Source organism: Slackia heliotrinireducens DSM 20476 (assembly GCF_000023885.1).
Taxonomy (GTDB): Bacteria; Actinomycetota; Coriobacteriia; order Coriobacteriales; family Eggerthellaceae; genus Slackia; species Slackia heliotrinireducens.
Window position 1 is genome coordinate 175,752 of sequence record NC_013165.1, and the last position, 19,953, is coordinate 195,704.

Genomic DNA, 19,953 nt, shown 5'->3' on the forward strand with positions numbered 1-19,953 from the left:
GTTGTACAACAAAACCGAGAATTCTTCCGTATAGTGGACATGTGAGAACATCGAAGCGAGGGAGGCGTCGTGTATTGCGGAAAGTGCGGAGCTGAGATTCGGCCGGGCGCTGCGTTCTGCCCGGCGTGTGGTGCGGCTGTTCCCGCGCGTTCTGGGGCGGCGCCTGCGCCGGCGGCCGTCGCGAAACCTGTCACGCCCAAGAGAACGTCGAACCGCAAACCGCTGGGCGGAAGCATCGCCGCGGCGGGGTTCCTGGCAGCGGTCCTGTTGCTTGCAGCAGCGGTCGCATGGGTGTATTTCCTGGTCAAAAGCACGCCGGATGCCATCGGGTCTTTCGGTATGACCTACACGCGCCAGGGTACGGCCAAGGCCGCCATGGCCTTCATGGCTGCGGGTCTTGTGCCCATGCTCCTGTCCTGTTTCGGGTTCCTGCGGTGTGCCGGCGGTCTGGCCATTGGTGCGGCTGACGCCCATCCGTTCCGTTCCGCCCGCGTGTGGGCTGCATTGTGCCTGGTCATATCATTGGTGTTGCTGGTGGCCTGCATTCTGATGCGCGACGTGCACAGCACAGGCAGGTTGATGCTGGTGGCCGCCATTGCCACGTCGTTTCTGTATCCGTCGGGCGTAGGCACGGGGCTTTCGCTCTGCTCGCTTTTGTGCCTGATTCACGCCGCTTCGAAATCTGCCAACCTTGAAAGGGGGACGATCCGATGAGAAAGTCACCTGTCCTGATAGCCGCCGTTGTGCTGTTGACCCTGGTCATCGCTGCTGTGGGCGCCGCGTTTCTGCTGAGCGACAAAGCTGCCGACAAGGCCGAGACCATGGTTTCCATCGGTGCCGACGAGAAGACGGAAGCGACCGATGCCGAAGAGGGCGAAGCCGGCGAGGCCGAGGCCGCAACCGACGCGGACGACGATGCCGCTTCCTACTACGAGGCGAACTCCGACGTTCTGGATGTCGTGGCCGCGCAGGATTCCGCCGACACGATGACCGAAGACGAGGTTTTGGGTGAACTGGCGGGCCGCGGGTTTGAAGAATGCGTCGTGACCTCGGAATACACGATGGACGGGGAGTATGCCCCCGCCACCGAGGTCGCAGGTTATTCGGACGCGCACCCCACGTACAAGGCCGAATACACCACCCCGTCCGGCGAGCTGTGGGTGCTGTTCGTCTTCGACGGCGTGGTGATGGCGAACCCTACGTCGTACAACTTCGAATCGACCCGCGACGTGCAGACGGTCGTGTCCGAATCCGAGAGCGTGGTCGCCTACGACAGCCAAACCAACACGTTCTACCACGTGGTACCCCATGAATCCATGCTGCACGTGGTGCAGGTCGACCGCATCGACGCGGCGACTCTGGATGCCCTGACGGTGGAGGAGCTCGATCGGCGATGAGCGAACACATGACACACGAACTGCGCCGTACCTGCGCCTTTTGGATTCTGGCTTTTGCGCTTGCTGTCACGTGCGCGGCGCTGCAGGCCCAGGACGCCTTCGCCTACGACGAGAACGGCGATCCGGTCGTCGTGTCCATCGGCGACTCCTATTCTTCCGGCGAAGGCATCGAACCCTTCTACGACCAGGACCTTCCCATGAAGGAGAAGGTTGAAAGCCAAGACTGGCTCGCCCATAGGTCCGAGCTGTGCTGGTCGGGGCGGCTGGTTGTGAAAGACGTCGACGGCAACGAGTTCCTCATGAAGGACCATCGTGACACGAACTGGTATTTCGTGGCCTCGTCCGGCGCGGTCAACGCCAATTTCTACGGCCCGCAATCCAAGCCCTATGTATATGAGGAGACGGTGGGCGCCGGAAACTCATACCACGTCGAAGGGGAGGGGTCGATCATTCCCCAGGCGGACGTGTTCTACGGCATCGAATCCGGAACAACCGATTACGTCACCGTGACCATGGGCGGAAACGACGTGGGGTTCGTCGACATCGTCACGACCGCTGCGATGAACGACATCCCTGTTCTAGAGCGCGGGAACCTGCGGGACAAGCTGGGGAACGTGTGGGGCGAGTTCTACAAGGACCAGGGTGTTCGCGACTACCTCAAACTCCTGTACGGGAACATCGCTTACGAGGCGGGGCCGCAGGCGAAGATCATCGTCGCAGGATATCCTGAGCTGATCTCGCGGGAAGGCAGCGGCTTTCTGTTCAGCGCGGAGGATGCGAAGCTCATCGACGACTCCGTCCAGGCCTTCAACGACGAGATCCAGAACCTGGTGGAAGAATGCCAGCAGGAGGACATGAACATCTATTTCGTGTCTGTTCAAGACGAATTCGCAGGTCATGAGGCTTACACGTCCGACGAGTACATCAATCGGGTAAAGATCAACGCGCAGCCGCAGGACCTGAAGCCTGAGGGTCCGAGCGCTTACTCCGTCCATCCGAACGATAAAGGCGCCGCTGCGTATGCCCGGTGCGTGCAGCGCATGATCGACGACATTCAAGAGTGCGAAGACAACGGCGTCGATCCGCGTACTCTGATGGGCGACAGCAAAGTGGACCCCAACGACGCGTCGAGCAGGCATGTCGTGTTGGCCCTGGATACGTCCGGCAGCATGGACGGCGAGCCTTTGAACGAGACGAAGACGGCCACGCGGGAATTCGCCAGCACCATTTTCAAGAGCGACGCCGACGTGTGCCTGGTGAGCTACGACAGCTCCGCGCGCAACGTGATCGACTCGACCGACAACGAGTACGCCCTGAAAGCCGCCGTTCGCGACCTGTCTGCGGGCGGAGGCACCAACATCGAGGACGCTTTGCGCGTGTCCTATGAGCGGCTTGAGGGCAGCGGATCGGACAAGCGGATCATCGTGCTGATGAGCGACGGTGAGGCCAACGAGGGCCTGGTCGGCGACGACCTGATCGCCTACGCGAACGAGATCAAGGACGACGGCGTGACCATCTACACGCTGGGATTCTTCCAGAGCGTGTCCGACAAGGCCGAATGCCAGCGCGTCATGGAGGGCATCGCCTCGCCCGGGTGCCACTACGAGGTGGACGACGCCTCGCAGCTGCGCTACTTCTTCGGGGACATCGGCGACGACATCAACGGCACGCGGTTCATCTACGTGCGCATAGCCTGCCCCGTCGACGTGCGCGTCAGCACTCCGGACGGTGTGCTGGACTCCAGCGACGACAACCTGAGTACCCGCGCCGATTTTGGATCGTTGACCTTTGAGGAGACCCGCGACGGTGATGGCGAGGCTGACGACGAAGAGGCCGAGGATCGCGTCAAGATCCTTCGTCTGAAAGAGGGCGAGCCTTACAACGTCGAGATCACGGGCACGGGGTCGGGCACGATGAACTGCACCGTCGGCTTCGAAGATGAGAACGGCGACTATGCTGACCTGCGGGAATTCGAAGACGTTCCCGTGAACCGCAACATGCAGGCCGACATGACCGCCGAGGTTTCCGACATCACGACCCTGAAGGTGGACGAAGACGGCGACGGCTCCTACGACGTGACCTATGCCGCCGAGGCGAACTCCACCGCCGAAATCATGGACAACTCCCGTGTCGGCTACTACACGGCCCTTGCCCTGTGCATAGCCGCCCTGGCAGCCGTTATCTTGGGCATCCTGTACACCGCCCATCGCGTGCGAACCATTCGCCGCTAAAGCAAGTGGTCGCCCGCCCGACCCCAGGCGGCGCAGCCCGCGCTTTGCCGAAGGCAACAGCGGGCGGCGGGACGGCCCTGTCCCGAGCAAGGCAGCGAAGGGCTGCGCTTTCGCGAAGCGAACAGCAGCCCGGCGGGACGGCCTTCGTTCGGGACTCCGCCCTGGAGCCCCGTTCCGACCCCAGGCGGCGCAGCCCGCGCTTTGCCGAAGGCAACAGCGGGCGGCGGGACGGCCCTGTCCCGAGCAAGGCAGCGAAGGGCTGCGCTTTCGCGAAGCGAACAGCAGCCCGGCGGGACGGCTACCCCAACCTGTTTCAACGGCGGTGAAGGTGGGGTGATGGCAAAGACAGCGAAAACGGGGGAAGGGCCCCAGATGACCCCGCCGCGGAAGCGTAGCGTACTGGCGTACGTGAGCTTCCGCGGAAGGGGCCAGATGGGGCCCTTCCGTCGTTTGCAGCGTCGGCTTGGTCTATGCTTCCTGACCGAACGTGTCCCTGTCAGGAGCAAAGCTTTGCATCGCCTCGATGGTGCGACCGAAGAGAGTGTCGAGGTCCCATCCCAACATCTCGGACCCCTTAGTAATCACCTCGCGGTCGCAGCCGGCAGCGAAGCTCTTGGTCTTGAACTTCTTGCGCAGCGACTTCACGTTGAAGTCCATCACGCTGTGGGACGGGCGCATGCGGACGCAAGCGCCGATCAGGCCGGACAGCTCGTCGCAGGCGAACAGGATCTTCTCCATCTGATGCTCGGGCTTGGGCAGCGACTCGTTGAAATCGGAGTTGTGGGACTGGATGCCGCGGATGAGCTCCTCGGAGCCGCCAGCCTCACGCAGGATGTCGGCAGCGTACACGGTGTGCAGCTCGGGTTCATCGTCATGCTCTTCCCAATCCAGGTCGTGCAGCATGCCGACGATGCCCCAGAACTCTTCGTTCTCGGGGTCGAACTCGCGGGCGAAATACTTCATGATGCCCTCGAGGGTTTCGCCGTGCTCGATGTGGAACGGATCCTTGTTATGCTCGTTGAGCAGCTCGAATGCGCGCTCGCGGGAAATGCCTGCGTCCAGCGTTGCCATGTTTGTCCTCTCTCGTTGCGGAAACGTCCAGACGATTGTAAGGAATCGAACGCGGCCGTGCCACCCCGCGAAGGGGAAATCCTTCGATTCGGCTTGGTCGTTTGGGCCGGCTGTCGGTTCGCCACTGTTAAAAAGGGGCGCCGGACGACCGACCCCCCTTTGCGTTACTCGGCGGGCTTTCCGCTGAAGTCGAGCCCCTGCGTAATCTCTTGTGCTTGGCTGACGTTGAACCCGGGCGCCAGCATGCGTTCAATGTTGCTGACGGCAAGGTCTTGGGAGTTGTCGAAAATGTCCCAGAAGCTGTCGGTGCGAACCTCGTCTACGTAGGGGTTCGTCCATGGCAGGTGGTCGCGGTTGTCGAAGTCGCTGTCGAGCGATGCGCGGTCGCGGTGCGCCATGGCCGCGTAGAAGGACTGGTTGCGACGCAACAGCTTGGTCTCGATGGCACCGACAGCGTGGTGGCGGACCTTGTCGGGGGAGTAGAACCCCTTCTGGGTCAGGCGAAAGCGACGCACGGCCTGGGTGAACAGATTATTAGGAATGTCCAGGTCATAGGTTTGCTTGATTGCGAACGACAGCATGTCGTCGATGATTGAAAGAGTGTGGTCGGAAGCCTTGAGAACCTCTTCGTAGGGCTTGTAGGTGCGGATGGTCTTGCCGGTTTTCGTATAGAGCACCATTTCGTCCCAGTCGCGTTCGATTTCCGCGTGGACGTCGCTTCCGTCGGCTTCGGTCAGGCCTTCGACGCCGGCGTTGCAGATGGCGTATTGCTGGGCGTAGACCAGCGGGTGCATGTTGGAATCCAACGTGTAGTGGCACATGAACCCGGCCGCATAGGCGCGGGCGATGTCACGGTCGTTGACCGGGCACAGTCCGACAGCGGCGGCCATGGATGCCAGGAGCTTCGACGGCGAGTCATGATGCATGCGGCTGCCCAGCTTCACAAAGTCGCGGGCGGATTTGTTCGCAAGAACGACCAGATAGAACAAGGGGTCGGGACCCTGGTTGCCGAGCAGGAACGCGTCACGGGCATCCTGTCCGTCGCCGAAGAACCCGCGGGCCTTGTCGTAGACGTCCTGTCCGAAGAAATCGTGGGTCAACACTGCCGGCATACGTACCTCCATACCGTTAGACGTTGATGAACGCAGCTATGGTACCATTTCAGCGGTCGGTGGATTGGAGGAAAACATGCACCGCAACCAAGCTGTATATTGGATCTCGCCCGTTGCCACCGTGGTGCTCCTCAGCGTTGTGTTCGTTCTGCCGATCCTGCTCGACGGCCGCGTAAGCGCGGATGTGCTCGAAACCATGCTGTGGGGCGGGTTCGGGTTCGGCTTCGCAACGGCCGTTGTCTCGGCTGTCGAGGCCATCGTCATGCAGGTGCGGGCGGGTCAGAACATCTTCGAGGTCATGGCGCTGCAGCGCCGCATCATGCTGTTCATGAAGCTGGGCCTGATTCCGTTCTTCCTGAACGGCGGGTTGCTGATTGCCGCGATGGTGCTCATAGCCGTGATTCCCGGCGTCATTCTGATCAGCATGGTAGCCGTGCCGGTCATGGTCGCCCTGGGGTGGCTCGTCATGATGAGCGGCTCGGTGTGGGCCATCTGCTACGTCGCCAACCTGCGCAGGTTCTACATCATATCCGCAGGCAGAATGACGTTCCATATCGTCATGCAATGCTGTTTCGTGCTGGATGTCATCGACGCCATCGCTTTGTTCTCCCAGGGAAAGCCGTGGGTGAGCCAGATGGGCATACCGCTGTCACGAATTTATCCGAGGTATCCGATCCGATAGTCCTCTTGCGCCCCTGAACTGGGGTACAATGCGTCCTGTTCGTGTTTACGCAGGGGGGTGTCCATGGCTTCGCAGAAGATGACCAAAGCCGAGAAAAGTTGGATCATGTACGACGTCGGCAATTCCGCCTTCGTCTTGCTCTCGACCGCGCTCATCCCCGTGTATTTCGGATCCATCGCAACGGGCAGCGTCGTGGTGGCCTGGGGCTATGCCGAAACGGTCGCGTCGTTGATCATTGCGCTGGCCATGCCGTTTTTGGGCAGCCTGGCCGACATGCGCGGCATGAAGAAGAAGTTCATCGTGGGCACGGTGGGAACTGGTGCGGTGGCGTGCATCGCCTTGGGATTCCCGACGAACGCCATGGTGTTCTTGGTGATGTACGTCATTGCGGCGGTCATGCTGAACTCGTCGATGGTGTTTTACGATGCGCTGCTGGTGGACGCAACCACCGAGGACCGCTACGACGAAGTGTCCAGCCACGGGTACGCCTGGGGATACGTGGGCAGCTGCATCCCGTTCATCATTTGCCTGGCCATCGTGCTGGGGCATGAGTCCATCGGCCTGAGCATGGGCGTGGCCATGAAGCTCGCCTTCGCCATCACGGCTGTCTGGTGGGTGGCCTTCACCGTTCCGCTGCTGCGCAACGTGGAGCAGACCCACTACAAGAGCCGCCCTGAGCGCATGATGGCCGACACCCTGAAAAGCCTGGTCGAAACCCTGAAGAACATCTGGGCCGACCGCTCGCTGCGCTTTTTCGTCATCGCGTACTTCTTCTACATCGACGGCGTGCACACCATCATCCGCATGTCCACGAGCTACGGCACCGACCTGGGCATCAGTTCCACGCAGCTGGTGTTGGCCCTGCTGGTCACCCAGTTCGTGGCGTTTCCGGCCGCCATTATCTACGGCCGTTTGGGCAAAAGGTTCGGCACGAAGAAGATGCTTTTGGTGGGCATCGCCGGCTACATGTTCATCACTCTGTTCGCGGCGCTGTTCCTGAAAACCGCCACGGAATTCTGGATTCTGGCCATCATGGTGGGCCTGTTCCAAGGCGGCATCCAGGCGCTGTCCCGCTCGGGCTTCGGCAAGCTCATCCCCAAGGACCACGCCAACGAGTACTACGGGTTTTTCGACATCTTCGGCAAATACGCCTCGGTCATGGGAACGTTTCTGGTCAGCACCATCACCATGCTGACCGGCGCGTCTAGCCTGGGCGTGTTTTCGCTGGTCATCCTGTTTGCCGTTGGGTTCGTCTGCATGATGCAGGTGGACGGTACCAGGGAAGGATAAGGCCTCCCGTTTCAGCCGTCGGGGCGTTCGCAACGTAACGGACGCATGACATGGGTGACGAAATGGCAGCGTTTCGCGCATTTGGCCGTTTCGTCCATTAGGATGGAGCCATACGAAAACACGTGAGGAGGCAGCTGTGGACGACAATCAAAGATTGACGCCTGATGAAGAAATCAAGGCATTGCGTGCGCGTCTTGAGGCTGCCGAAAAGCGCATTGAGGAGCTTTCCGCCGCGCGGGCCATGGCCGCGCCGCAGCCGGAAGCTCCCGTGGAAGAGGCGGCTCCGCCCGATCCGTTTGCCGCGTACCGCAAGAACACGCCGGTGTCCACGGTTCAATACCAGGACCACACCATCGACGTGCAGGCCTATATAGACTCGATCAACTCGCAGGCTCCGGCAACGCTTTCCGGATATGCGCCCAAGCCGGCAACGCCCCCTGAACCTCCGCGGCCGGCCCCTGCATACAACGCAACTGTCTTTGGCGCTTCGGCTGCAACCCAGCCTGTGCAGCCGGCTCAGCCGCAGGCCCAGCCCGCGCCGCAGCCTCAGCCTGTGCAACCGACGCAGCAGACCCAGGCTTCGCAGCACGGGGCATACCGTCCGCAGCAGTCGGCCTATCCGCACAACGCGTACGGCACGTATCAGCCCCAGCCCAGGCCTCCGATCCAGCCGCTGGCCCACCAGAAGGACCACGTGGCCGCGGGGTTGCTGGGCATCTTCCTGGGCGCGTTCGGCATCCACAAGTTCTATCTGGGATATCACCGCGCGGGATTCATCATGCTGGGCATCACGCTTTTGGGAAGCCTCATCTCGTTCGGCCTGGCGGGCGCGGTCGTGTGGGTCATCGGCGTTGTCGAAGGCATCATGTACCTGGTCAAACCGCAAATCGATTTCGAACGGGAATACGTGTTCAACAACAGGGAATGGTTCTGACGAGCCTCCCGCCGAAGAAGAAAAGCCATCGGGGCCGGGCATCCGGCCCTTTCTCATGCGTGTCGAAGGCACCTTTCGCCGAGGGTGGTACAACCAACGGAACCGGACGTGCGGTCCTTTTCGTCGGGCTGCATGCACCCAGCTTCGCTCGCGGGCGTCCTTGGAAGCGCGCAACCTCTGGCAGGTGCGGTGTGTTCTCTCATAAACTACGCAGCCGCACCCACCGGCGGACGCGCGGTTTCGTCATATGAAGACCGATAGGAGCGGCGGCGGTTCACGACAATCGGGAATGAATCTGCGATATGTGACCCGAATGACGCCGAATTAAGGTAAACTTGTGAAGACACTATTTGCCAGTCGTAGGGGGTACACCCCAGAAAGGGACGGTGGTTTTCATGGCAGCTCCTGAGACCCTTCATGTCCGCAACGTTGTGTTGGTCGGACAGGACGGTGCGGGCAAGACGTCACTGGCAGAGGCAATGCTCTACATTTCCGGCCAGACTCCGCGCATGGGCACTACGCATGATGGAAAGTCCTACATGGACTACGATCCCGAGGAGATCAAGCGCAAGTTCACGATGAGCACTTCCATCGCGCCCATCCCGTATAACGATTACAAGATCAATCTGCTGGACACGTCAGGCCATCCCGACTTCATCGGCGACACCCTGGCAACCATGCAGGCCGCCGAAATGGCCATGTTCGTCATCGACGCCGTGGCAGGCCCGCAGGTCATGACCACGCGCCTGTGGCATGAGGCCGAGAACATGCGCCTTTCCCGCTCCGTGTTCATCAACCACATCGACCGCGAGAACGCGAACTTCGACGTCATCATGGCTCAGCTGCACGCTCGCTTCGGCAGCCGTCTGGGCGCGGTCACCATTCCTATCGGCGTCGACCGCGACTTCCGCGGCGTCATCGATGTCCTGCGCATGAAGGCGCACTACATCGACGGCAACAACGACCGCATCGAAGACATTCCCGCAGAGTACGCCGACGTGGCGCAGGCCGCCCGCGACAAGCTCTGCGACTTGGTCGCCGAGGCCGACGACGAACTGATGATGAAATATCTCGATGGTGAAGAGCAGCTGACCCAGGAAGAGCTGGAGGGCCTGTTCGACAAGGCAATCGCCCAGGAGCTCTTCATCCCCGTGTTCGTGGGCTCCACCATCGTGCTGCAGGGCATCAAGTCCCTTATGGACGACATCTGCACCTACTTCCCGCATCCCACGGCCCACGGCCCCATCGCCCTGGCCGACGGCGGCGAGATCCTCGTGACCAAGGAAGACCAGCAGCCCGCAGGCTTCGTCTTCAAGACCCTGGCCGACCCCTTCGTCGGGCGTCTGAGCTTCGTCAAGGTCATCTCCGGCACCTTCGCACCCGGTGTCGAAGTGGTCAATTCCCGCACGCGCAAGAAGGACCGCATCGGCCACGTGTACATCATGAAGGGTAAGGAGACTCAGGACGTCAAGAGCGCATTCGCAGGCGACATCATCGTGCTGCCGAAGCTTGACGACGCACGCACCGGCGACACGCTGTCCCATACCGGCGACATCGAAATCGCTCCGCTGCCCTTCCCCGAGCCGCTGTACCCCATCGCCATCGAAGCCAAGGACAAGAAGGAAGAGAGCAAACTCGGCACCTTCCTGTCCCGCCTGACCGACACCGACCCCACCGTCCGCGTCGAGCGTCTTGAGGAAACCCACCAGACGGTCATCACCACCATGGGCGAGGCCCAGGTCCAGACCATCCTCAACCGTCTGAAGGAACAGGCCAACATCGAAGTCGACGTGCTGCCCGTCCGCATCCCGTATCGCGAGACCATCACGAAGACCGCCGAGGCCCAGGGTCGCCACAAGAAGCAGACCGGCGGCTCCGGCCAGTTCGGCGACTGCTGGCTGCGTCTCGAGCCCAATCCGGGCAAAGGCTACGAGTTCCTCGACGCCATCAAGGGCGGCGCCATCCCCGGCGGCCTGGTCCCCGCTGTTGACAAGGGCGTTCAGGACGCCATGGCCGAAGGCTTCCTGGCCGGTTATCCGATGCAGGACATCAAGTGCACCGTGTACGATGGCTCTTATCACCCGGTCGACTCCAACGAAATGGCGTTCAAGACTGCAGCCCGCATCGGCTTCCGCGCCGCATGCGAGAAGGCCGCCCCGGTCATCCTCGAGCCCATGGTGAACATGAACGTCACCGTTCCCGAAGAGTTCGCGGGCTCCGTCATGGGCGACGTGGCAACCCGTCGCGGCCGCATCGTAGGCACCGACTCCAACGACGCAGGCGACACCATCATCATGGTTCGCGTTCCTTACGCCGAGGTCATCACCTACGCCAAGGACCTGCGAAGCCTGTCCCGCGGCACCGGCTCCTACACCATCGAGCATGATGGCTACGAGCAGGCTCCGTACGACGTCCAGCAGAAGCTGGTCGAAGAGTACCAGGCAAGCCGCAACAACTAAGTTCCGAACGGAACTCCAGAAGGGCCCCTTCGGGGGCCCTTTTGTGTCAGTAGGGACGTTTCCTTTTGACACAAAAATGTGTCACTGGGGACAGATTCAGGCGGCGGCACCCATCTGCTCCGATTTCGCAAGCACGCGCCCCATACGGGCCGCACTACGTCGACCGGGCTTTGCCGTGCGAAAAAACGGCCCCGCTCAGCAGGGCCAAAAACTCGTTTATTTCGTGCCGGTGTGGATGGCGACGATGCCTCCGGCGTAGTTCTTCCAGGTCACGTCCTTGAACCCGGCGTCGCGAAGCATCTGGGCGTATTCCTCCTGAGGAGGGAAGGCCCGAATGGAGTCGGCCAGATACACGAAGCTAGGGCGGTCCTTCGTGAACAGCCAGCCCCAGAACGGAATCATCACCTTCAAATATATATGGTACAGGCCGCGCCAAACCGGATTCGGAGGGGTGGAGAACTCGAGGCATGCAAAGGTGCCGCTCGGCTTAAGCACGCGGTGCACCTCGGAAAGCGCCTTCATTCGGTCCGGAATGTTCCGGATGCCGTAAGCCATGGTCACCGCGTCGTAAGAGCAGTCGTCGTAGGGCACGTCCTGCGCGTCCACAACCTCGAAATCGAAGGGGACGCCGTTGTTTTCGCCCATCTGGTAGCGTTTTTTGGCCACCGCGAGCATCTCGGGAACGAAATCCGTCAGCTGCACGTGCGCGGGCTTGCGGCGCTGGGCTGCCATGTACGACACGTCGCCCGTTCCGCCGGCCAAATCGAGCAGGTCCGATTCCGCCGCCAGGTTCGCAGCATCGACCGTCGCTCGCAGCCAGCCTTTGTACAGCCCGAAGCTCGACACGGCGTTGAACTTCTTGTACTGCTCGGCGATGGCGCCGAAAATGTGCTGAACTCGTTCCTCGGAAACCTCCGCCGGCGCATCCTCTCCGGTTGCGGTGTCCACTACATGGTGCTCTTCGCTCATAGCCGCTCTTATCTACGTACCTGAATATATAATCGTGGCGGATTTCGTGCCGTCTATGCGTTTTGACGCAACTCAGAAGTATAGCCGAATCTTCTTGCGCTAGAATGGCCGCATGATTATTACAGCAGAACACATCATCCCCGTCACTTCCGATCCCATCGAGGACGGTGCCATTCTGGTTAAGGACGGACGAATTGCCGAAATCGGCAGCGCCCAGCGCCTGAAGGCCCGTAATCCGGAGGAGGAAGTGAAGGACTTCGGCAGGGCGGCTCTCATGCCCGGCCTTGTCGACCTCCATACCCATATGGAGTACACCGTGCTTCGCGGCATCGTCCACGACGTCCCTTACGGCGAGTGGCTGGCCGAGGAGCATCGCAAAGCCGACATGCTCACTTGGGACGATCGGTATGATTCCGCCCTCCTCGGCGGAATGGAGATGATCTCCGGCGGCATCACCACCATTGCGGAGTTCACCGGCTCCGGCGCTTCTTGTGAGGCGTTGCAGGACCTGGGCCTTCGCTCCTTCGTATATCGCTCCGTCGGTGCGCAGGAGAAGGCGGCCGTCCAGCCGGCTATCGACGCTGCGCTGGCGGACATCCGCAAATGGCGTGAGAAGGTCGACCCCGACCGCACCGTCGTCGGTATCGCACCCAAGGCGCTGCATGCATGCCACCCCACCATCTACCGCAAGGTCAACGAGGTGGCAGAGGCCGAAGGCATTCCTGTCGCCATGCATATCGCCGGCAGTTATGAGGAGTACAACTACGTCATGAGGGGCACCATGCCCCTGTCGGTTCGCGGCATCACTCGTACGAACGACAACCTGACCGACCGCCCGATGTGGTTGCCCACCGGCGTGACGCCTGTGAACTACGCACTCAACTGGGATGCGTTCAACAGCGACGACGTGCTGGCCGTGCATTGCGTGCATGTGAACGAAGACGACATCGCCCGTCTGAAGGAATATGACGTGGCCGTTGCCATCAGCACCCGCTGCAACGCCCAGCTCGGCATGGGCTTGGCGCCGCTGCCCGAACTGCTCCGCGCCGGTTTGCGCGTCGGTTTGGGAACGGACTCGCCGGCCGCCATCGACTCGGCGGACATGTTCATGGAGATGCGCCTCGGCATGCTCATCCATCGTGCCGTCGACCGCAACAGCTTCCTGAGCGCATCCACCATGCTTGAGCTCGCCACCTTGGGCGGCGCCCGCGCACTGCGTATGGAAAACGAGATCGGCAGTCTGGAAGTCGGCAAGCGTGCGGACATCATTGCCGTGGACCTGGCAAGCTCGCGACAGACCCCGCTGGTCGATCCCGTAACGGCGGTCGTTACCAGCGCTTCGGCATCAGACGTCATTTTCACTATGGTGCAGGGCAAGGTGTTGTACGATCGCGGCAAGTACTCGGGCCATGTGGATCGAGACGAAGCCATGCGTAGCGCAATCCGTATTCGTAGAAGGTTGAGGGACTAACCTTATGGCAAAACAGAAGATGACGGCCAAGCAAAGGGCCGCCAAGATCGAAGCGGCCCAGCGCCGCGAAGAGGCCGCGCGCAAGAAGAAGGAAGCCGCTGAGCGCACCAAGAAGATATTCACTGTCGTCGTGTGCATTATCCTGGTTCTTGCTCTTGGCATTCCTACCATCGCCATTATGGCTATGGGCGGAGCGTAAGACTCTTACCTATATAGATAGAAGCGGCGTCGGGTTTCCGGCGCCGCTTCTTTATGCATACGTATCATAGCGAAAACCGTCCAAAACCGGAATTTGTTGGAAATGAGAATGGAATGTGAACGCGCAACAAACGCTCGACCTGGATTTGTGGAGACGGACGCCGCCCGAAGGGCCGGATCCGGCCGATTTCCGAGAAATCCCTTGACTCGGGCGGGGGAGGCGCGTAATATATTCACTCGCGCCGCGGGGCGGTACGACCGCCGCGGGCGACGCCGGGGCCGAAAGGCCCGGGGGCACCTTGAAAACCGGATACTGTGACGCAAGCGAATTCAAGCGAATCTTTGATCAATTTTGTACAGACTAACAACCTAGTCTTTCCTTTGGAACATGCAAACGAAGACAGGCCAGTCGAACGGAGAACCGGACAGAACGCAGGGCGGGGGCCGGAAGGCCCCGCCTCTACATTCAAACGGAGAGTTTGATCCTGGCTCAGGATGAACGCTGGCGGCGCGCCTAACACATGCAAGTCGAACGATTAAACCGCCCTCGGGCGGACATACAGTGGCGAACGGGTGAGTAACACGTGACCAACCCGCCCCCTCCTCCGGGACAACCTCGGGAAACCGTGGCTAATACCGGATACTCCGGCAGCAGCGCATGCTGCGGCCGGGAAAGCCCAGACGGGAGGGGATGGGGTCGCGGCCCATCAGGTAGACGGCGGGGCAACGGCCCGCCGTGCCGACGACGGGTAGCCGGGCTGAGAGGCTGATCGGCCACATTGGGACTGAGACACGGCCCAGACTCCTACGGGAGGCAGCAGTGGGGAATCTTGCGCAATGGGGGGAACCCTGACGCAGCGACGCCGCGTGCGGGACGAAGGCCTTCGGGTCGTAAACCGCTTTCAGCAGGGAAGAAACATGACGGTACCTGCAGAAGAAGCTCCGGCTAACTACGTGCCAGCAGCCGCGGTAATACGTAGGGAGCGAGCGTTATCCGGATTCATTGGGCGTAAAGCGCGCGCAGGCGGCCGGCCAAGCGGGCCTCGTCGAAGCCGTGGGCTCAACCCGCGGAAGCGACCCGAACTGGCCGGCTCGAGTGAGGTAGGGGAGGATGGAATTCCCGGTGTAGCGGTGGAATGCGCAGATATCGGGAGGAACACCGACGGCGAAGGCAGTCCTCTGGGCCTTCACTGACGCTGAGGCGCGAAAGCTGGGGGAGCGAACAGGATTAGATACCCTGGTAGTCCCAGCCGTAAACGATGGGCGCTAGGTGTGGGGGGCCGGACCCCCCGTGCCGCAGCCAACGCATTAAGCGCCCCGCCTGGGGAGTACGGCCGCAAGGCTAAAACTCAAAGGAATTGACGGGGGCCCGCACAAGCAGCGGAGCATGTGGCTTAATTCGAAGCAACGCGAAGAACCTTACCAGGGCTTGACATGCAGGTGAAGCGGCGGAAACGCCGTGGCCTGACCGGAGCCTGCACAGGTGGTGCATGGCTGTCGTCAGCTCGTGTCGTGAGATGTTGGGTTAAGTCCCGCAACGAGCGCAACCCCTGCCGCATGTTGCCAGCATCAAGTTGGGGACTCATGCGGGACCGCCGGCGCCAAGCCGGAGGAAGGCGGGGACGACGTCAAGTCATCATGCCCCTCATGCCCTGGGCTGCACACGTGCTACAATGGCCGGCACAGCGGGCTGCGACGCAGCGATGCGGAGCGAATCCCTCAAAGCCGGCCCCAGTTCGGATCGGAGGCTGCAACCCGCCTCCGTGAAGCCGGAGTTGCTAGTAATCGCGGATCAGCACGCCGCGGTGAATGCGTTCCCGGGCCTTGTACACACCGCCCGTCACACCACCCGAGTCGTCTGCACCCGAAGCCGCCGGCCGAACCCGTTAAGGGGCGGAGGCGTCGAAGGTGTGGAGGGTGAGGGGGGTGAAGTCGTAACAAGGTAGCCGTACGGGAACGTGCGGCTGGATCACCTCCTTTCTAGGGAGAGCCCAAGCTCGAACATAGAGAGCGATTCCGCGCGCCGGAGGGGATGCGTTTCTCCGTGCCCCCGGCCGGCACCCGCTTGGATGCGCCTTGCGCGCAGCGTCCGGTTTTCAGGGTCGCCCCCGAGAAGGCGGGCACCTTGAAAGTCGCATAGCGTTGATTTTTCCGAAAATCATGCGAAACATCATCAGTTCTTGACTGCAAAGTATAAGGACCTGCGGATGTTCGCATCTTTCAGAAGCGAATCTAGATCAATTTTCCGATCGAAACGAACAACTTGTTCTATCCGTAACACATTGAATCGTTACATGCGTGCGGGCCGGGGCCATGCGGCCCCGGCGCGAGAAGATACCAAGGGCGCACGGCGGATGCCTTGGCATCGGAAGGCGAAGAAGGACGCGGCAAGCTGCGATAAGCCGGGGGGAGGCGCAAACGGCCTGAGATCCCCGGATCTCCGAATGGGGGAACCCGCCCGGGGCCATGCCCGGGCACGGCCGCCTGAACACATAGGGCGGCCGGGCCAACCCGGGGAACCGAAACATCCAAGTACCCGGAGGAAGAGAAATCAACCGAGAATCCGCGAGTAGCGGCGAGCGAAAGCGGACGAGCCCAAACCCGGCAGAGCGTCAAAGTCTGAGGACGTTGCCTGCCGGGGGTTGCGGGGCGCGCCAAGGGAGGGCCTCAGCCCCCCCGCGCAGTCACAAAGGGGCGGCGGAGCGGAACGGCCTGGGAAGGCCGGCGGAACAGGGTGAGAGCCCCGTACGCGAACCGACGCCCCCTGCGCGAGCGCGTCCCCGAGTAGGGCCGGGCACGTGAAACCCGGTCCGAAGCAGGGGGGACCACCCTCCAAGGCTAAACACTCTCCGATGACCGATAGCGAACCAGTACCGTGAGGGAAAGGTGAAAAGCACCCCGAGAGGGGAGTGAAACAGCACCTGAAACCGTGCGCCTGCAAGCAGTCGGAGCACCCATGCGGTGTGACGGCGTGCCTTTTGTAGAATGAGCCTGCGAGTTGCGGCGTGCGGCGAGGCCAAGCGTTTGGCGAGCCGCAGCGAAAGCGAGTCTGAACAGGGCGACGATCCAGTCGCATGCCGCAGACGCGAAGCCGGGTGATCTATCCATGGGCAGGCTGAAGCGCGGGTAAGACCGCGTGGAGGGCCGAACCCACTTCGGTTGAAAACGGAGGGGATGACCTGTGGATAGGGGTGAAAGGCCAATCAAACCCGGAGATATCTCGTTCTCCCCGAAATAGCTTTAGGGCTAGCCTCGGCAAATGTGGATGGCGGAGGTAGGGCGCTGGACCGTCTAGGGGGCCTCACAGCCTACCGAAACGGACCAAACTGCGAATGCCGCCATCGTCAGGCCGGGAGTCAGGCCGTGCGGGCTAAGCCGCGCGGCCGAGAGGGAAACAGCCCAGACCGCCCGCTAAGGCCCCCAAATCCGTGCTGAGTGGCAAAGGATGTGCGTTTGCCTAGACAACCAGGATGTTGGCTTAGAAGCAGCCATGCATTCAAAGAGTGCGTAACAGCTCACTGGTCGAGTGGACATGCGCCGACAATACACGGGGCTAAGCACGGTGCCGAAGCGGCGGGACGGACCTTTACGGCCCGTCGGTAGGGGAGCTTTCCCGGCAGGGGCGAAGCTCGGGGGAAACCCCGGGTGGACCGCCGGGAAGTGAGAATGCAGGCATGAGTAACGAGAGCAGCGCGGGAAACGCTGCCGCCGAAAGCCCAAGGTTTCCTGGGCGAGGCTAATCCCCCCAGGGTCAGTCGGGGGCTAAGGCGAGGCCGGAAGGCGTAGCCGATGCGCAACAGGCTGACATTCCTGTACCGCCTTCGGGGCGATACCACCGACGGGGCGACGGAGAAGGGCAGCCGGGCGGGGTTCTGGACGTCCCCGTGAAAGCGCGTAGGGAGCGCGGCAGGCAAATCCGCCGCGCACGCATCCCGAGACGCGAGACGAAGCCGTTCTGGCGAAGCCGGTCATCCCATGCTCCCGAGAAAAACCCCTAGGGAGGCCCGAGGGCGCCCGTACCAAAACCGACACAGGCGGGCGGGTAGAGAATACCGAGGCGATCGGGAGAACCATGGTCAAGGAACTCGGCATAATCGCCCCGTAACTTCGGGAGAAGGGGCGCCCCTGGCGGTGGAGGGACTCGCTCCCCGAGCCGCCGGGGGCCGCAGCGAAGAGGCCCAAGCGACTGTTTACCAAAAACACAGGACTCTGCCAAGCCGCAAGGCGACGTATAGGGTCTGACGCCTGCCCGGTGCCGGAAGGTCACGCGGATGGGTTAGCCGCAAGGCGAAGCCCTGAAGCCAAGCCCCGGTAAACGGCGGCCGTAACTATAACGGTCCTAAGGTAGCGAAATTCCTTGTCGGGTAAGTTCCGACCTGCACGAATGGCGTAACGACTTGGGCGCTGTCTCGACCATGGACCCGGTGAAATTGTACTATTCGTGAAGATGCGAATTACCCGCGGAAGGACGGAAAGACCCCGTGAACCTTCACTGCAGCTTGGCATTGGCTGTTGGTTCGGCGCGTAGAGGATAGGCAGGAGACCGCGAAGCGGGGGCGCAAGCCCCCGTGGAGTCGCCCTTGGAATACTGCCCCCGCCGCTCCGGCAGCCTAACGCGCGGCCGTCATCCGGCGCGCGGACCGTGCCAGGTGGGTAGTTTGACTGGGGCGGTCGCCTCCTAAAAGGTAACGGAGGCGCGCGCAAGGTCCGCTCAGGACGGTCGGCAACCGTCTGCAGAGCGCAAGAGCACAAGCGGGCCTGACTGCGAGACGCACATGTCGAGCAGGGACGAAAGTCGGTTCTAGTGATCCGGCGGCCCCACGTGGGAGGGCCGTCGCTCAACGGATAAAAGGTACTCCGGGGATAACAGGCTGATCTTGCCCAAGAGTCCACATCGACGGCAAGGTTTGGCACCTCGATGTCGGCTCATCGCATCCTGGGGCTGTAGTCGGTCCCAAGGGTATGGCTGTTCGCCATTCAAAGCGGTACGCGAGCTGGGTTCAGAACGTCGTGAGACAGTTCGGTCCCTATCCTCCGCGGGCGCAGGAGAACTGAGGGGAGCCGCCCCTAGTACGAGAGGACCGGGGCGGACGCACCTCTGGTGTACCGGTTGTCGACCAACGGCACCGCCGGGTGGCCACGTGCGGACGGGATAACCGCTGAAGGCATCTAAGCGGGAAGCCTCCCCCGAGATGAGTTCTCCCTTCGGTAAGGGCCCTGGAAGACCACCAGGTCGATAGGCCGCAGCTGCAAGCACGGCGACGTGTTCAGGCGAGCGGCACTAATAGCCCGAGCTCTTCACGCGCGGACCCCGCGAGGGGGCCCGCACGGCATGGGATGCGAACAGGTTGGAAGGATTCGGAGCGACGCTATGCGGCCCTCAGGGCGCCTGTCTCGAAGAGCGCCCCTCGCGAGCGCGGCCACGGAGGCGGGGATCACCCGACCCCATTCCGAACTCGGCAGTTAAGCCCGCCATCGCCGAAAGTACTGCGGAGGAAGTCCGTGGGAGGATAGGACGCCGCGCTCGCGAGGGGCACTTTTGCCTTTAAAAGGAGATTTCCAACAAAGGAAATCTCCTTTTTGTTTTATGTTCATGCCGTTTGTTTGGCCTTGCCTCGTTCACAGCGTTTATGACGGAATATCACTAAAAGTGGGGTAGAATACGTCATGTACGACTTTTGAGAGGGGTATTGTTTCATGAGCAACCTCCGGACGCAGGAAGTCGAAATGCTGCTTGAGGTCCTGTCGGCAATGGACGACAAAGACCAACTGTATGCGTTAATCGAGGACCTGTTCACCATCCGCGAAATCAAAGAGACTTCGCAGAGGCTTTCAGTGGCGCAATTGCTCAGCCAAGGAAAACCCTACACTGCCATTGCGGAAATCACCGGCGCTTCCGCTACTACTATTGCACGCGTATCAAAGGCGCTCAACTACGGGAGCGGAGGATATCGGCTTGCCTTGGATGTTCTGAATGGAAAAGGTTCACAAGGAGACGAGCCTGACGCAGAATAGCAGCTTCCATTCGAATGGCCCTTCGGGGCCATTTCTTGTATATGGAGCCAATTGTGGTACTATCGGTTAACGCATTGCTTGATACGTCTAGGGAGGGCCAGGCTTCGGTCTGGCAATATGAGGC

13 protein-coding genes and 3 rRNA genes are annotated in these 19,953 nt (G+C 61.4%); 13 read left to right on the top strand and 3 right to left on the bottom strand.

Going from position 1 to position 19,953, the window contains the following annotated elements:
• Positions 1 to 69 precede the first annotated feature (69 nt).
• Genes SHEL_RS00705 through SHEL_RS00715 form a run of 3 tightly spaced genes read left to right on the top strand, consistent with a single transcriptional unit; the run spans position 70 to position 3,628 of the window.
• Positions 70 to 714 (top strand): zinc ribbon domain-containing protein, encoded by a 645-nt coding sequence (locus SHEL_RS00705; protein WP_012797327.1) that lies wholly within the window; start codon positions 70 to 72, stop codon positions 712 to 714.
• Complete coding sequence (locus SHEL_RS00710; protein ID WP_012797328.1) at positions 711 to 1,397, top strand: hypothetical protein; 687 nt, start codon at positions 711 to 713, stop codon at positions 1,395 to 1,397. Before SHEL_RS00705 ends, SHEL_RS00710 begins: the two co-directional genes overlap by 4 nt.
• A gap of 8 nt (positions 1,398 to 1,405) precedes the next feature.
• Positions 1,406 to 3,628, top strand: a complete 2,223-nt coding sequence (locus SHEL_RS00715) for a VWA domain-containing protein (RefSeq protein WP_169304477.1) — start codon at positions 1,406 to 1,408, stop codon at positions 3,626 to 3,628.
• A gap of 468 nt (positions 3,629 to 4,096) precedes the next feature.
• Here SHEL_RS00715 and SHEL_RS00720 read toward each other — a convergent pair whose 3' ends face one another.
• The gene (locus SHEL_RS00720) at positions 4,097 to 4,699 is read right to left on the bottom strand and encodes an HD domain-containing protein (RefSeq protein ID WP_012797330.1); all 603 of its coding nucleotides are present in this window, start codon (positions 4,697 to 4,699) and stop codon (positions 4,097 to 4,099) included.
• A 164-nt stretch (positions 4,700 to 4,863) separates the two neighbouring features.
• On the bottom strand, positions 4,864 to 5,811 hold the full coding sequence (locus SHEL_RS00725; protein WP_012797331.1) for a hypothetical protein: 948 nt from the start codon (positions 5,809 to 5,811) through the stop codon (positions 4,864 to 4,866).
• 76 nt (positions 5,812 to 5,887) lie between these two features.
• Here SHEL_RS00725 and SHEL_RS00730 point away from each other — a divergent pair, with 76 nt between their 5' ends.
• From SHEL_RS00730 to fusA, 4 genes are all read left to right on the top strand, one after another.
• Complete coding sequence (locus SHEL_RS00730; RefSeq protein ID WP_012797332.1) at positions 5,888 to 6,493, top strand: DUF6652 family protein; 606 nt, start codon at positions 5,888 to 5,890, stop codon at positions 6,491 to 6,493.
• Positions 6,494 to 6,556: 63 nt separating this feature from the next.
• On the top strand, positions 6,557 to 7,783 hold the full coding sequence (locus SHEL_RS00735) for an MFS transporter (protein ID WP_012797333.1): 1,227 nt from the start codon (positions 6,557 to 6,559) through the stop codon (positions 7,781 to 7,783).
• A gap of 136 nt (positions 7,784 to 7,919) precedes the next feature.
• Entirely contained in the window at positions 7,920 to 8,717 is a 798-nt protein-coding gene (locus tag SHEL_RS14665) for a TM2 domain-containing protein (RefSeq protein ID WP_012797334.1), read from the top strand.
• 395 nt (positions 8,718 to 9,112) lie between these two features.
• Entirely contained in the window at positions 9,113 to 11,176 is a 2,064-nt protein-coding gene (gene fusA / locus SHEL_RS00745) for an elongation factor G (RefSeq protein ID WP_012797335.1), read from the top strand.
• Between the two features lie 216 nt (positions 11,177 to 11,392).
• Here the strand turns inward: fusA and SHEL_RS00750 are convergent, their stop codons facing one another.
• The gene (locus tag SHEL_RS00750) at positions 11,393 to 12,145 is read right to left on the bottom strand and encodes a class I SAM-dependent methyltransferase (RefSeq protein WP_012797336.1); all 753 of its coding nucleotides are present in this window, start codon (positions 12,143 to 12,145) and stop codon (positions 11,393 to 11,395) included.
• Positions 12,146 to 12,257: 112 nt separating this feature from the next.
• Between SHEL_RS00750 and SHEL_RS00755 the strand changes: the two genes are divergently transcribed.
• The 6 genes from SHEL_RS00755 to SHEL_RS00780 all read left to right on the top strand — a co-directional run bounded on the left by SHEL_RS00755 (position 12,258) and on the right by SHEL_RS00780 (position 19,829).
• On the top strand, positions 12,258 to 13,616 hold the full coding sequence (locus SHEL_RS00755) for an amidohydrolase family protein (protein WP_012797337.1): 1,359 nt from the start codon (positions 12,258 to 12,260) through the stop codon (positions 13,614 to 13,616).
• A gap of 4 nt (positions 13,617 to 13,620) precedes the next feature.
• The gene (locus SHEL_RS00760; RefSeq protein WP_012797338.1) at positions 13,621 to 13,815 is read left to right on the top strand and encodes a hypothetical protein; all 195 of its coding nucleotides are present in this window, start codon (positions 13,621 to 13,623) and stop codon (positions 13,813 to 13,815) included.
• Between the two features lie 466 nt (positions 13,816 to 14,281).
• A 16S ribosomal RNA gene (locus tag SHEL_RS00765) occupies positions 14,282 to 15,794 on the top strand.
• 347 nt (positions 15,795 to 16,141) lie between these two features.
• Positions 16,142 to 19,119: ribosomal RNA gene (locus SHEL_RS00770) — 23S ribosomal RNA — on the top strand.
• 107 nt (positions 19,120 to 19,226) lie between these two features.
• A 5S ribosomal RNA gene (gene rrf / locus SHEL_RS00775) occupies positions 19,227 to 19,341 on the top strand.
• Together the 16S, 23S and 5S rRNA genes form the textbook arrangement of a ribosomal RNA operon.
• Positions 19,342 to 19,511: 170 nt before the next feature.
• Positions 19,512 to 19,829: a YerC/YecD family TrpR-related protein gene (locus SHEL_RS00780; RefSeq protein ID WP_012797339.1), complete on the top strand. Its 318-nt coding sequence runs from the start codon at positions 19,512 to 19,514 to the stop codon at positions 19,827 to 19,829.
• Positions 19,830 to 19,953: the final 124 nt, after the last annotated feature.

What these genes read in the sequence shown, in the direction of transcription:
- SHEL_RS00710 (WP_012797328.1), top strand. Translation starts at nt 711, where the DNA reads ATGAGAAAGTCACCTGTCCTGATAGCCGCCGTTGTGCTGTTGACCCTG.
- SHEL_RS00715 (WP_169304477.1), top strand. Translation starts at nt 1,406, where the DNA reads ATGACACACGAACTGCGCCGTACCTGCGCCTTTTGGATTCTGGCTTTT.
- SHEL_RS00720 (WP_012797330.1), bottom strand. Translation starts at nt 4,699, where the DNA reads ATGGCAACGCTGGACGCAGGCATTTCCCGCGAGCGCGCATTCGAGCTG.
- SHEL_RS00725 (WP_012797331.1), bottom strand. Translation starts at nt 5,811, where the DNA reads ATGCCGGCAGTGTTGACCCACGATTTCTTCGGACAGGACGTCTACGAC.
- SHEL_RS00730 (WP_012797332.1), top strand. Translation starts at nt 5,888, where the DNA reads ATGCACCGCAACCAAGCTGTATATTGGATCTCGCCCGTTGCCACCGTG.
- SHEL_RS00735 (WP_012797333.1), top strand. Translation starts at nt 6,557, where the DNA reads ATGGCTTCGCAGAAGATGACCAAAGCCGAGAAAAGTTGGATCATGTAC.
- fusA (WP_012797335.1), top strand. Translation starts at nt 9,113, where the DNA reads ATGGCAGCTCCTGAGACCCTTCATGTCCGCAACGTTGTGTTGGTCGGA.
- SHEL_RS00750 (WP_012797336.1), bottom strand. Translation starts at nt 12,145, where the DNA reads ATGAGCGAAGAGCACCATGTAGTGGACACCGCAACCGGAGAGGATGCG.
- SHEL_RS00755 (WP_012797337.1), top strand. Translation starts at nt 12,258, where the DNA reads ATGATTATTACAGCAGAACACATCATCCCCGTCACTTCCGATCCCATC.
- SHEL_RS00760 (WP_012797338.1), top strand. Translation starts at nt 13,621, where the DNA reads ATGGCAAAACAGAAGATGACGGCCAAGCAAAGGGCCGCCAAGATCGAA.
- SHEL_RS00780 (WP_012797339.1), top strand. Translation starts at nt 19,512, where the DNA reads ATGAGCAACCTCCGGACGCAGGAAGTCGAAATGCTGCTTGAGGTCCTG.